Below are 11,636 nucleotides of genomic sequence, written 5' to 3' on the forward strand. Positions count from 1 at the left end.
TGCTCCGGGACTGGCCTCAGACGGCCGAGTCCAGCTCCTCGATGGTCAGGTTCTGGTTGGTGAAGACGCAGATGGAGCCGGCAATCTTCAGCGCGGTCTCGGCCACCTCGCGGGCGGAAAGGGCGTCGGTGTGCTGCAGCAGGGCGAGGGCCGCGGCCTGGGCGAAGCCGCCGCCGGAGCCCATGGCGATCAGGCCCTGCTCGGGCTCCACCACGTCGCCGTTGCCGGTGATGATCAGCGAGGCGTCCTTGTTGGCCACCGCCAACATGGCTTCCAGGCGGCTCAGGGAGCGGTCGGTGCGCCAGTCCTTGGCCAGCTCCACGGCGGCGCGTACCAGGTGGCCCTGGTGCTTCTCCAACTGGCCCTCGAAGCGTTCGAAGAGGGTGAAGGCATCGGCGGTGGCGCCCGCGAAGCCCGCCAGCACCTGGCCGTGGTAGAGGCGGCGGACTTTCTTCGCGTTACCTTTCATCACGGTGTTGCCCAGGGAGACCTGGCCGTCGCCGCCCATGACGACTTTGCCGTGGCGGCGGACTGAAACGATGGTGGTCAAGGTGAATACTCCACGCAGCGGGGCGCTCGGCCCGAATGTTCCCCATATGGGGACGGCCCTGGCGCGCTTCAAGCGTGGAGGGGGGCGGCGGCCGACGTGCTCTCAGTCCAGCACGCCAGTGAGGACTTCGTAGACGATGCCGCTGACCAGGGCCACCAGCACCATGTCGCCGCCAACCCGGCGCCATTCGTAGCCATCGTAGCGGGGCAACTGGGCCAGTACCGGCGGCGGCAGGCGCTTGCCGTACCCGTTGGGCAGCGGCTGGCCCTTGACCAGGCGCAGCCCGGGCGGGGCGTCCGGACCGCGGCCGATGACTTCGCGATGGGCGCGGATGTCCCGGCGCGCCTGGCTGAAGTCGGCGGGTGGCGCCGCGGGTGGCTGGGGCTGGCGGGTGGCGGCGGGTGGTCGCGCATCGACCCGGCCGGTGCTCGGGCGCGCCTGATCGCCACCGGGGCGGCCCCCGCGGGGGTCGCGCTGTTCCACGCCGTCGCGTGGGTCGAAGCCGTCGTCCGGCGCGGCCTGGGCCGGCGACGGGTCGCCCATCAGGCTGCCGCAGAGGAGGACGAGGGGGAACAGGGTGCCCGGGTGAAGGGGGATACGGGGGCGCATGATGGTCTCCACGGTGCGTCGGCGGCGAGTCGCCGGGTAACGCTTAGGGGCGCCGCGCGCCGTGGAATTCCGGATGTGTCGGCAGCTTTACCGACTTTACATTCCCTACACAATCGGACCGCCGGCCGTGGTGCCCGGCGGTTCTCAGCGGGCCTGGCGCTGTTGCAGCAGCAGGTTGCTGAAGCCGCTGCTGGCCAGCTGCTTCTGCGCCACCGCCAACTGGTCGCGGCTGGCGAACGGGCCGACCAGCACCCGGTACCAGGTCTCGTCGCGGACCTTGCCGGACTCCACCTGGACGTTCTGGCCGAGGAGGATGATCTGCGCCCGCACCTTCTCCGCGTCCGCCTGCTTGCGGAACGAGCCGGCCTGGAGCATGAACTGGGTGGTGACCGGCGCCTTGGCCAGCACCGGCGGCGGGGGCGGCGGGGTCTGCCCGGCCAGGGCGGCCTCGGCGCGGGCGGTGTCGATCTTCGCCGCCTGCTCCGGGCTCACCGGCGGCTGGCTCTTGTCCGGCGTCTGCGCCGAGGAGGCGGCGGCCGGTGTCTGCGGCAGCGCATCCGGCGGCACGATCACCTCGGACTCCGGCAGCAGGGTGTAGAAGTCGTACTTGGGCTTCACCGGTTCCGGGCCGGGGGTCGGCGTCGGGGTCGGCGTGGCACCCTTGCCCGTCGACGGCGTGGCGGTGCCGGCGCGCTGGGCCTGCTCGGGCTTCTCGCGCTTCACGTCGCTGCGGCCGGGTTCGAGCTTGGACAGGAACACCAGGAACCCGCCGATCACCAGGCCGCAGAGCAGCCAGGCCCAGCCGGGCATCGGTTTCTTCGCCGGCGGCTGGTAGCGGCTGGCGCCGCGCTTCGGGGGGGCTTTCTTCTTCGCCACTTACATGCGCTCCAGGGTTTCCAGGCCCAGCAGCTCCAGGCCCTGGCGCAGGGTGCGTCCGGTCAGGGCGGCGAGGCGCAGGCGGCTCTGCTGCTGGTCCTGCTGTTCGGCAGCGAGAATCGGGCAGTGTTCATAGAAGCTGGAGAACAGGCCGGCGAGGTCGTAGAGGTAAGCGCACAGCAGGTGCGGCACGCCCTTCTCGGCGACGGTGTTGAGCACCTCGGAGAATTGCGCGAGGCGCGCGCCCAGGGACTGCTCCTGTTCCGCCTGCAGCACGATCTCGCCGTCCAGGGCCGCGTCCGCGGCCTGGCCCAGCCTGCGGAACACGCTGACCACCCGGGTATAGGCGTACAGCAGGTAGGGCGCGGTGTTGCCCTCGAAGCTGAGCATCTGCTCGAAGTTGAAGCTGTAGTCGCTGGTGCGGTGCTTGGACAGGTCGGCGTACTTCACCGCGCCAATGCCCACGGCGCGGGCGATGTGGCGCAGTTCGTCCTCGGCCAGCTCGGGATTCTTCTCCTTCACCAGGGCGTAGGCGCGCTGCTCGGCCTCGTCCAGCAGGTCCACCAGTTTCACGGTGCCGCCGTCGCGGGTCTTGAACGGGCGGCCGTCGGCGCCGTTCATGGTGCCGAAGCCCATGTGCTCCAGCTGCATGCCGGGGTGCACGAAGCCGGCCCGGCGTGCCACCTCGAAGGCCATCTGGAAGTGCAGGGCCTGGCGCTGGTCGACGAAATACAGGGCGCGGTCGGCGTGCAGGGTCTGGCTGCGGTAGCGCATGGCGGCCAGGTCGGTGGTGGCGTAGAGGTAGCCACCGCCCGCCTTCTGCACGATCACCGGCAGCGGGTTGCCTTCGGCGTTGCGGAATTCGTCGAGGAAGACGCACTGGGCGCCATTGTCCTCGGTGAGCAGGCCCTTGGCCCGCAGGTCGTCCACCACGTGGACCAGGTCGTCGTTGTAGGCGCTCTCGCCCTTCACGTCGGCCGGGGTGAGCTTGACGTTCAGGCGGTCGTAGACCTTCTGGCAGTGGCTCAGGGAAATGTCGTTGAAGCGGTTCCACAGGCGCAGGCAGTCGGCGTCGCCGGCCTGCAGCGCCACTACCAGTTGGCGGGCGCGGTCGGCAAACGCGGGCGACTCGTCGAAACGCTGCTTGGCGGCCCGGTAGAACCCCTCCAGGTCGGACAGGCCGCTCTCCGCCGCCGCCGGCTGCTCTTCCAAGTAGGCCAGCAGCATGCCGAACTGGGTGCCCCAGTCGCCCACGTGGTTCTGCCGGATCACCTGGTCGCCGAGGAACTCCAGCACCCGGCCCACCGCGTCGCCGATGATGGTGGAGCGCAGGTGGCCGACGTGCATTTCCTTGGCCAGGTTGGGCGAGGACAGGTCGATCACCACCCGCTGCGCCGGGCCGGCCTTGCGCACCCCGAGGCGGGCATCGGCCAGGGCGTCGTCCAGGCGTCGGGCCAGCAGCGCCTCGTTCTGGAAGAAGTTGAGGAAGCCGGGGCCGGCGATCTGCACCTGGCTCACCCGCTCGTCCGCCGGCAGGGCGGCAATGAGCTTTTCCGCCAGGTCCCGCGGCTTCATCCCCGCCGGCTTCGCCAGCATCATGGCGATGTTGCTGGCGAAGTCGCCGTGGGCCTTGTCCTTGGTGTTCTCCACCTGGATCGTCGGGGTCAGCCCGTCGGGCAGCACGCCGTCGGCGTTCAGGCGGGTCAGGGCGTCTTGGATCAGTTGGCGGATGATGTCTTTCATGTCGGGGCTACGGCGGCTGGCTCGGAACCGGGCATTATCCGCACCTGCCGGCCGCGGCTCAAGGCTGCGGCGTCGGGCCGCAGCCCGCCGGCGCCCGCGAGCGGGGCGCCGACGCCGTGCTCAGGTCTTCGCCGTTTCTGCCCGCAGCCGGGTTGCGCCCCGGTGGGAAGAGTCGGGCAGCGGCAGCCGCGGCGGGTCACGCTTCATCAACGCGGTGCAGGCCAGTGCCACCACGGCCAGGCCCAGGAGGTAGACGATCACGTAGCGCGGGCTGCCGTCGCCGGCCGCCAGCAGCGAGGTGGCGATCATTGGCGCGAAGCCGCCGCCCAGCACCCCGGCGAACTGCACCGAGAGGGAGATGCCGCTGTAGCGGATCTCCGCCGGGTACTGGCGGGCGAACAGCAACGACTCCGGTGCGTAGAGGATCGGGAACACCACCCCCACCGCCAGCACCATGGCCCACCACACCAGCAGCGGCTCACGGCTGCCGAGCATGGCGAAGAACGGGTAGACGAAGGCGCAGAGCAGCAGCAGGCCGGCGAAATACAGGCGTCTCTGCCCCACCTGGTCCGACAGGTAGCCGGACAGCGGCATGGTGATCAGCGACAGCGCGGCGCCGGCGGTGATGGCGCCGAGCACCTGGTCCCGGGGGATCGCCAACTGGTTGGCGGCATAGGCCAGGGCGAAGGTCACCGCCATGTAGAACCAGGCGTTCTCCGCAGTACGCGCACCGATGATGGTCAGGGTCTCCCGGGGATAGCGGCGCAGCACCTCCAGCAGCGGCACCTTGACCCGGTCGCCGCGGGCGGCCAGGCGGGCGAAATCCGGCGATTCCGGCACCTTCAGGCGGATCAGCCAGCCGACCCCCAGCAGCACCACGCTGGCCAGGAACGGCAGGCGCCAGCCCCACGCCAGCAACTGCGCCTCCGGCAGCCCGGCGATGGCGCTCATGGCCAGCCCGGATAGCAGCAGACCGGCGCCGACGCCGGTCTGCGGCAGGCTGCCGTAGAAACCCTTGCGGCCCTCCGGCGCATGCTCTACCGCCATCAGCACCGCCCCGCCCCACTCGCCGCCCACCGCCATGCCCTGCAGGAAGCGCATGCTCACCAGGATCAGCGCCGCCCAGTAGCCGATCTGCTCGTAGGTGGGGATCAGGCCGATGGCGATGGTGGGCAGGCCCATCATCATCAGCGTCAGCAGCAGCATCGACTTGCGTCCGACCCGGTCGCCGAAGTGGCCGAAGAGCATGCCGCCCAGGGGCCGGCCGATGAAGCCCACGGCATAGGTGGCGAAGGCGGCGAGGGTGCCGGCAACGGGGTCGAGGGTGGGGAAGAACAGCCGGTTGAACACCAGGGCGGCGGCCGTTCCATAGAGGAAGAAGTCGTACCACTCGATGGTGGTGCCGGCCATGCTGGCCCAGCCGGCGAGACGATGGGCGCGCCGGGGCGTACGCCCGGCGGTTTCCGTTGACGTGTGCATGACACCTCCGCGTTCTTGTTCTTGTGGTCTGTGCGGCGGGCCTCGGACGGGCCCATGGCATCGAGTATAGGCAGGGGCGCGGCGCGCGCCCGGGCCTCAGTAGAGGTCGATGGGGTCCACGTCCAGGGACCAGCGCACCGCGCGGCCGCCGGGCAACTGTTCCAGCAGCGGCGTCCACAGCCCCAGCAGACGGTGCAGGGTCGGCCGGGCGTTGCCCTGCAGCAGCAACTGGGCGCGGTGGCGGCCGGCCCGGCGCTCCATGGGCGCCGGCACCGGGCCGAGCAGCTCGACACCGCCCAGGCCGGCTTCGTCCAGCAGGCGTTCGGCCTCCTGGCAGGCGTCCTGCAGGAACGCCTCCGCCTGGCCGGGACGATGCGCCTCGGCCCGCAGCAGGGCCAGGTGGGAGAAGGGCGGCAGGCTGGCCGCCCGGCGTTCGCTGAGGGCCTGCTCGGCGAAGGCGAAGTAGCCCTGTTCGGTGAGCTGCACCAGCAGCGGATGGTCGGCCAGGTGGGTCTGGATGATCACCTTGCCCGGCTCCTCGGCGCGCCCGGCGCGCCCGGCCACCTGCACGATCAGCTGCGCCATGCGCTCGCTGGCACGGAAATCGGCGGAGAACAGCCCGCCGTCGGCGTCGAGGATCGCCACCAGGGTCACCCGCGGGAAGTGATGCCCCTTGGCGAGCATCTGGGTGCCGACCAGGATGCACGGCTCGCCGCGCTGGATGGTGGCGAATAGCTGGTTCATGGCGTCCTTGCGCTGGGTGCTGTCGCGGTCGATGCGCAGCACTGGAATCTGCGGGAACAGGATCGCCAGGCGCTCCTCCGCCCGCTCGGTGCCGGCGCCCACGGGGCGCAGGTCCACCAGGCCGCAGGCCGGGCAGCGGGACGGCCGCCGTTCCACGTGGCCGCAGTGGTGGCAGCGCAGCTCGCCATGGCGCTGGTGCAGGGTCATCCGCGCGTCGCAGCGGCTGCACTGGCCGATCCAGCCGCAGTCGTGGCAGAGCAGGGTGGGGGCGAACCCGCGGCGGTTGAGGAACACCAGCACCTGCTGGCCGGCCGCCAGGGTCTGGGCGATGGCCTGTTGCAGCGGCGCGGAGAGGCCCGAGTCCAGCGGTCGGCTCTTGACGTCCAGGCGCAGGAAACGCGGCGGCTGGGCGCCGCCGGCGCGCTGAGTGAGGCGCAGCAGGGCGTAGCGGCCGGCGTAGGCGTTGTGCAGGCTTTCCAGGGACGGCGTGGCCGAGCCCAGCAGCACCGGCACGTTCTCCTGGCGCGCCCGCACCAGGGCCAGGTCGCGGGCGTGGTAGCGCAGGCCTTCCTGCTGTTTATAGGAGCCGTCGTGCTCCTCGTCGACGATGATCAGGCCCGGGTGCTTGAGCGGGGTGAACAGCGCCGAGCGGGTGCCGATGACGATGTCGGCCTCGCCGTCCCGTGCCGCCAGCCAGGCGTCCAGGCGCTCGCGGTCGTTCACCGCCGAGTGCAGCAGCACGATCCGCGCGTTGAAGCGGCGGGAAAAACGCTCCAGGGTCTGTGGGCCGAGGTTGATCTCGGGGATCAGCACCAGGGCCTGGCGGCCCGCCTCCAGGGTGCGGCGGATCAACTGCAGGTAGACCTCGGTCTTGCCGCTGCCGGTCACCCCCGCCAGCAGGAAGGCATTGAAGCCACCGAAGGCCGAGTCCACGGCGTCGAAGGCGGCGCGCTGCTCCGGGTTGAGGGGCAGTTCGGCCTGGGCGAGCCAGCTGCCATGGCGTTCCGGCGAGCGCGCCCGGCGCACCTCGACGCTTACCAGGTCCTTCTCCAGCAGCAGGTTCAGGCTGTCGCGGTTGATCTGCAGTTGCGGCAGCAGGTGCTGCGGCACGCCATGGGGGTGCTGGGCCAGGGTGGTCAGGGCCTGGCGCTGGCGCGGCGCGCGGGCCAGCCGCGGATCGTCCGCCCGGGCACCGTCGGCGGCGCGCCAGAAGCGTTCCTGGCGTGCCTCGGCCGGTTCGCCCTGGCGCAGCAGCACCGGCAGCGCCCAACTCAGGGTGTCGCCCAGGCTGTGCTGGTAGTACTGCGCAGTCCACTGGCACAGGCGCAGCAGCGCGGGCGGCAGCGGCGAGGTACGGTCCAGCAGTTCCAGGGCGGGCTTGAGCTTGTCCGCCGGCACCTCGCTGTCCTGGCGCACCTCCACCAGCACGCCCACCAGGTCGCGGCGGGCGAAGGGCACCCGCAGGCGCATGCCCGGCTGCAGGGATGCCGCCGCGACGCCGGGCGGGGCCAGGTAGTCGAACAGCCGGCGCAGCGGCGAAGGCAGAGCGAGGCGCAGGATGGCGTCGGGCACGCGGGGCGTTCTCCAGGTAAGGCCGGCGATCTTAGCAGGGCATGGCGACGGCCGGTCGCCTGCGTTCGACCGCGCCCGGGGCCGGTGGGTTGCGGTGGACGAAACGCGGGCGTATCATCCGCCGCCTGTTTCCGTGCGGTGCTCGACATAGGGTCGAGTGGCGGCACGCTAGACCGAGGACCTATCATGAAAGCCGATATCCATCCGAATTACGTCGCCATCGACGCCACCTGCAGCTGCGGTAACGTCATCAAGACCCGCTCCACCCTGGGCAAGAACATCAGCCTGGACGTGTGCTCCGAGTGCCACCCGTTCTACACCGGCAAGCAGAAAGTGCTGGATACCGGCGGCCGCATCGACCGCTTCAAGCAGCGTTTCGGTGTCTTCGGCGCCAAATAAGCCGAAGCCCCTCCGGGAAACCTTCATGTTTCTCGAAGCCTCGAAAAAGGCGTCCCTTGCGGGCGCCTTTTTCGTTTCCGTCTTCCCCTTCCTGACGGCTCACGCCGACTGCCCTCTGCGCCACGACCTGCCCCGGGTGGATGTGGCCCACGTGGTGGATGGCGACACACTGCGCCTGAAGGATGGCCGCCGGGTGCGCCTGATCGGCGTGAACGCGCCCGAACGGAGTCCCGAACGGGGGCATCGCGGCGCGGCCAGCCAGCCCTATGCCGAGGCCGCGCGTCAGCGCCTGCAGGCCCTGGTGGAGGCCAGCCGGGGCCGGGTCGGGCTCGCCATCGGCCGGCAGGGCAACGACCGCTACGGTCGGGTGCTGGCCCACCTGTATGGCGACGACGGGCGCAACCTGGAGGCCCGTCTGCTGGCGGAGGGCCTGGGGTATCGCATCGCAGTGTCGCCGGACACCGACCTCGATGCCTGCCACCATGAGGCGGAGGCCGCCGCGCGGCAGGCTGGTCTGGGTGTCTGGCGCGATCCCCTCATCCTCACGCCCGAGCGCCTGGTGCAGGGCGGCTTCGCCCTGGTACGGGGCCGCGTGGCTCGGGTCGAACGCAACCGCGGCGGCCTCTGGCTGGAGCTGGACGGCCCGCTGACCCTGCACGTGGACTCCGCCCGGGTCGCCGCCTTCGACGCGCAGCGAACGGCTGCCTCCCTGGTGGGCCAGCGTGTCGAGGCCCGTGGCTGGGTGATCGACCGCAGCCGGCGGGGCGACGCCCGCACCCGTTCCCGCTGGGTCCTGCCCCTCACCGCTCCCGATATGCTGGAGACCTTGCCATGAAGCCCGTCCTGCTCCTGCTGATCCTGATGTCCGCCGCGCTCGGCGGGTGTGCGACCAACCCGGTCACCGGGCGCAGCGACTTCGTGATGATGAGCGAGCAGCAGGAACTGGACATGGGCCGCCGCTACAGCCAGCAGGTGGCCAAGGAGTCCCCGCCCTACGCCGACGACGCGCTGCAGGCCTACGTGCAGCAGGTGGGCGAGCGGGTGGCCCGCAGCAGCCACCGCAGCACCCTGGCGTACCATTTCACCGTGGTGGATTCGGCGGACATCAACGCCTTCGCCCTGCCGGGCGGCTACATCTACATCAATCGCGGCCTACTGGCCTACCTCACCTCGGAAGCCGAGCTGGCGGCGGTGCTGGGCCATGAGGTCGGCCACGTCACCGCCCGCCACAGCGTGCGCCAGCAGAGCCAGGGCATGGCCTGGGGCATCCTCGGCCAGGCGGTGGCCATCGGCAGCGGCGTGCAGGTGGCAGGCGACCTCACCAACCTCCTGGGCAATGCCGTGGTGCGCGGCTACGGCCGCGACATGGAACTGGAGGCTGACGGCCTGGGCGCCCAGTACCTGGCCCGCGCCGGCTACGATCCCCAGGCGATGATCGCCGTGGTGCGCATCCTGAAGAACCAGGAGGACTTCGCCCGCGATCAGGCCCAGCGCCAGGGCAAGCCAGCGCCGACCGGCTACCACGGGCTGTTCGACACCCACCCGGACAATGACACCCGTTTGCACCAGGTCACCGGCCCGGCCCAGGCCCTGGTAGGCGGGCAGCAGGTCACCAACCGCGAGGTCTTCCTGCAGCACCTGGAGGACCTGCCCGTGGGGGATTCGGCAGCCACCGGCGTGCGCCGTGGCCAGCGGTTCTACCACGCCGACCTGGACTTCACCGTGACGTTTCCCGAGCGCTGGGTGCTGGCCAATCAGGCCGACCGTCTGATCGGTCAGGCGCCCGACGAACAGGCCGCCCTGGCGGTGGTGCTGGGGGACGACATCCGCGGTCTGGCACCCCTGGACTACCTGCACCAGCAGATGAACGGGAATCGCCTGCTGGCCGAGGAGACCTTCGAGCAGAACGGCCTGCACGGTGCGATGGCGATCATCCCCGGGCGACCGGCGCGGCGCCTGGCGGTGATCGCCAAGGGCGACCATTCCTATCTCTTCGCCGGCCTCGTGCGCGCCGGTTCGCTGGAGGCCTACGACGACGCGTTCCGTTCCGTCATCGCCAGCTTCCGTGGCCTGAAGCCGGAGGAAAAGGCCCTGGCGCAGCCGCGGCGCCTGCACCTGGTGAAGCTGAAGCCGGGCCAGCGACTTGTCGACCTGCTCCCCGCCGATGCCCGCAGCGAGGACGACGAAGCCCGCCTGCGGCTGCTCAACGACCTCTATCCGAGCGGCGAAGCCCGCCCCGGCGACTGGCTGAAAGTGCTCCGCTAGGCAGGCGCGGCCCGCCCGGGCGGGCGCTTGTGAGGCCCTGGCATCTTGCGTATCCTCGCCCGTCCGTCTCTTCATCAGTAAAGCGGAAATGCCATCATGTCTGATCTGAAAACTGCCGCTCTCGAATACCATGCCCAGCCTCGCCCGGGGAAACTCAGCGTCGAGCTGACCAAGCCCACCGCGACCGCACGCGACCTGTCGCTGGCCTACAGCCCGGGCGTGGCTGAGCCGGTACGCGAGATCGCCCGCGATCCGGCGCTGGCCTACCGGTACACCGGCAAGGGCAACCTGGTGGCAGTGATTTCCGATGGCACCGCGATCCTCGGCCTGGGCAACCTGGGCCCGTTGGCCTCCAAGCCGGTGATGGAAGGCAAGGGCGTGCTGTTCAAGCGCTTCGCCGGGATCGACGTGTTCGATATCGAGGTGGACGCCGAGAGCCCGCAGGCCTTCATCGACACGGTCAAGCGCATTTCCATTTCCTTTGGCGGCATCAACCTGGAAGACATCAAGGCACCCGAGTGCTTCGAGATCGAGCGCACCCTGATCGAGCAGTGCGACATCCCGGTCTTCCACGATGACCAGCACGGCACCGCCATCGTGACCGCCGCCGGCATGCTCAATGCCCTGGAGATCGTCGGCAAGAGCCTGCCGGAAGCCAAGGTGGTGTGCCTGGGTGCCGGCGCCGCCGCCGTGTCCTGCATGAAGCTGCTGATCAGCATGGGCGCCAAGGTCGAGAACATCTTCATGATCGACCGCAGCGGCGTGATCCATTCCGGTCGTGACGACCTGAACCAGTACAAGGCGGTGTTCGCCCACGAGACCCACAAGCGCACCCTGGACGACGCCCTGGAAGGCGCCGACGTATTCGTCGGCCTGTCCGGTGCCAACCTGCTCAGCGCCGAGGGGCTCAAGCGCATGGCGCCGAACCCGATCGTCTTCGCCTGCTCCAATCCGGACCCGGAGATCAAGCCGGAACTGGCCCACGCCACCCGCGACGACGTGATCATGGCCACCGGTCGTTCGGACTACCCGAACCAGGTGAACAACGTGCTGGGTTTCCCCTTCATCTTCCGTGGGGCCCTGGACGTTCGCGCCACCCGCATCAACGAAGAGATGAAGATCGCTGCCGCCAACGCCCTGCGTGACCTGGCCAAGCTGCCGGTGCCCCAGGACGTCTGCGACGCCTACGGTGGGATCAAGCTGGAGTTCGGCCGGGACTACATCATCCCGAAACCCATGGATGCACGACTGATCACGGTGATCTCCGACGCGGTGGCCAAGGCGGCCATCGACACCGGCGTCGCGACCCTGCCGTACCCGTCCAACTACCCGCTGAAGTCGGTGGACGACGTGTTCAACTGATCGACCGGTCGTTTCCGCTCCATGAAAAGGCCCCGCT

10 protein-coding genes are annotated in these 11,636 nt (G+C 70.0%); 4 read left to right on the forward strand and 6 right to left on the reverse strand.

All coding sequences use genetic code 11. From position 1 onward, the window contains the following. Nucleotides 1–16: 16 nt before the first annotated feature. The 6 genes from hslV to FM069_RS11870 all read right to left on the reverse strand — a co-directional run bounded on the left by hslV (nucleotide 17) and on the right by FM069_RS11870 (nucleotide 7,573). Nucleotides 17–550, reverse strand: coding sequence for an ATP-dependent protease subunit HslV (gene hslV / locus FM069_RS11845; protein ID WP_143488531.1), 534 nt, complete (start codon nucleotides 548–550; stop codon nucleotides 17–19). 102 nt (nucleotides 551–652) lie between these two features. After that, entirely contained in the window at nucleotides 653–1,159 is a 507-nt protein-coding gene (locus FM069_RS11850) for an anti-virulence regulator CigR family protein (protein ID WP_143488532.1), read from the reverse strand. Nucleotides 1,160–1,303: 144 nt separating this feature from the next. After that, nucleotides 1,304–2,035 (reverse strand): SPOR domain-containing protein, encoded by a 732-nt coding sequence (locus FM069_RS11855; RefSeq protein ID WP_233282024.1) that lies wholly within the window; start codon nucleotides 2,033–2,035, stop codon nucleotides 1,304–1,306. Further along, nucleotides 2,036–3,778: an arginine--tRNA ligase gene (gene argS / locus FM069_RS11860; RefSeq protein WP_143488534.1), complete on the reverse strand. Its 1,743-nt coding sequence runs from the start codon at nucleotides 3,776–3,778 to the stop codon at nucleotides 2,036–2,038. A 120-nt stretch (nucleotides 3,779–3,898) separates the two neighbouring features. After that, nucleotides 3,899–5,257, reverse strand: a complete 1,359-nt coding sequence (locus FM069_RS11865; RefSeq protein WP_143488536.1) for an MFS transporter — start codon at nucleotides 5,255–5,257, stop codon at nucleotides 3,899–3,901. Between the two features lie 96 nt (nucleotides 5,258–5,353). Continuing rightward, nucleotides 5,354–7,573: a primosomal protein N' gene (locus FM069_RS11870; RefSeq protein WP_143488538.1), complete on the reverse strand. Its 2,220-nt coding sequence runs from the start codon at nucleotides 7,571–7,573 to the stop codon at nucleotides 5,354–5,356. Between the two features lie 186 nt (nucleotides 7,574–7,759). On the opposite strand from FM069_RS11870, the gene rpmE reads away from it, so the two are divergent. The 4 genes from rpmE to FM069_RS11890 all read left to right on the forward strand — a co-directional run bounded on the left by rpmE (nucleotide 7,760) and on the right by FM069_RS11890 (nucleotide 11,599). After that, nucleotides 7,760–7,972 carry a 50S ribosomal protein L31 gene (gene rpmE, locus FM069_RS11875; RefSeq protein ID WP_143488539.1) on the forward strand — a complete coding sequence of 71 codons (213 nt, stop codon included), beginning with the start codon at nucleotides 7,760–7,762 and terminating at the stop codon, nucleotides 7,970–7,972. 25 nt (nucleotides 7,973–7,997) lie between these two features. Next, on the forward strand, nucleotides 7,998–8,807 hold the full coding sequence (locus FM069_RS11880) for a thermonuclease family protein (RefSeq protein ID WP_143488541.1): 810 nt from the start codon (nucleotides 7,998–8,000) through the stop codon (nucleotides 8,805–8,807). Further along, on the forward strand, nucleotides 8,804–10,237 hold the full coding sequence (locus FM069_RS11885) for a M48 family metalloprotease (RefSeq protein ID WP_143488542.1): 1,434 nt from the start codon (nucleotides 8,804–8,806) through the stop codon (nucleotides 10,235–10,237). The genes FM069_RS11880 and FM069_RS11885 overlap by 4 nt, the downstream gene beginning before the upstream one ends. A gap of 96 nt (nucleotides 10,238–10,333) precedes the next feature. Continuing rightward, entirely contained in the window at nucleotides 10,334–11,599 is a 1,266-nt protein-coding gene (locus FM069_RS11890) for a malic enzyme-like NAD(P)-binding protein (RefSeq protein ID WP_143488544.1), read from the forward strand. Nucleotides 11,600–11,636 lie beyond the last annotated feature (37 nt).

This window comes from Pseudomonas mangiferae, from assembly GCF_007109405.1.
Taxonomy (GTDB): Bacteria; Pseudomonadota; Gammaproteobacteria; order Pseudomonadales; family Pseudomonadaceae; genus Pseudomonas_T; species Pseudomonas_T mangiferae.

Coding starts and splice junctions, on each gene's coding strand:
- FM069_RS11850 (WP_143488532.1), bottom strand. CDS start 1,159: ATGCGCCCCCGTATCCCCCTTCACCCGGGCACCCTGTTCCCCCTCGTC.
- argS (WP_143488534.1), bottom strand. CDS start 3,778: ATGAAAGACATCATCCGCCAACTGATCCAAGACGCCCTGACCCGCCTG.
- FM069_RS11865 (WP_143488536.1), bottom strand. CDS start 5,257: ATGCACACGTCAACGGAAACCGCCGGGCGTACGCCCCGGCGCGCCCAT.
- rpmE (WP_143488539.1), top strand. CDS start 7,760: ATGAAAGCCGATATCCATCCGAATTACGTCGCCATCGACGCCACCTGC.
- FM069_RS11880 (WP_143488541.1), top strand. CDS start 7,998: ATGTTTCTCGAAGCCTCGAAAAAGGCGTCCCTTGCGGGCGCCTTTTTC.
- FM069_RS11885 (WP_143488542.1), top strand. CDS start 8,804: ATGAAGCCCGTCCTGCTCCTGCTGATCCTGATGTCCGCCGCGCTCGGC.
- FM069_RS11890 (WP_143488544.1), top strand. CDS start 10,334: ATGTCTGATCTGAAAACTGCCGCTCTCGAATACCATGCCCAGCCTCGC.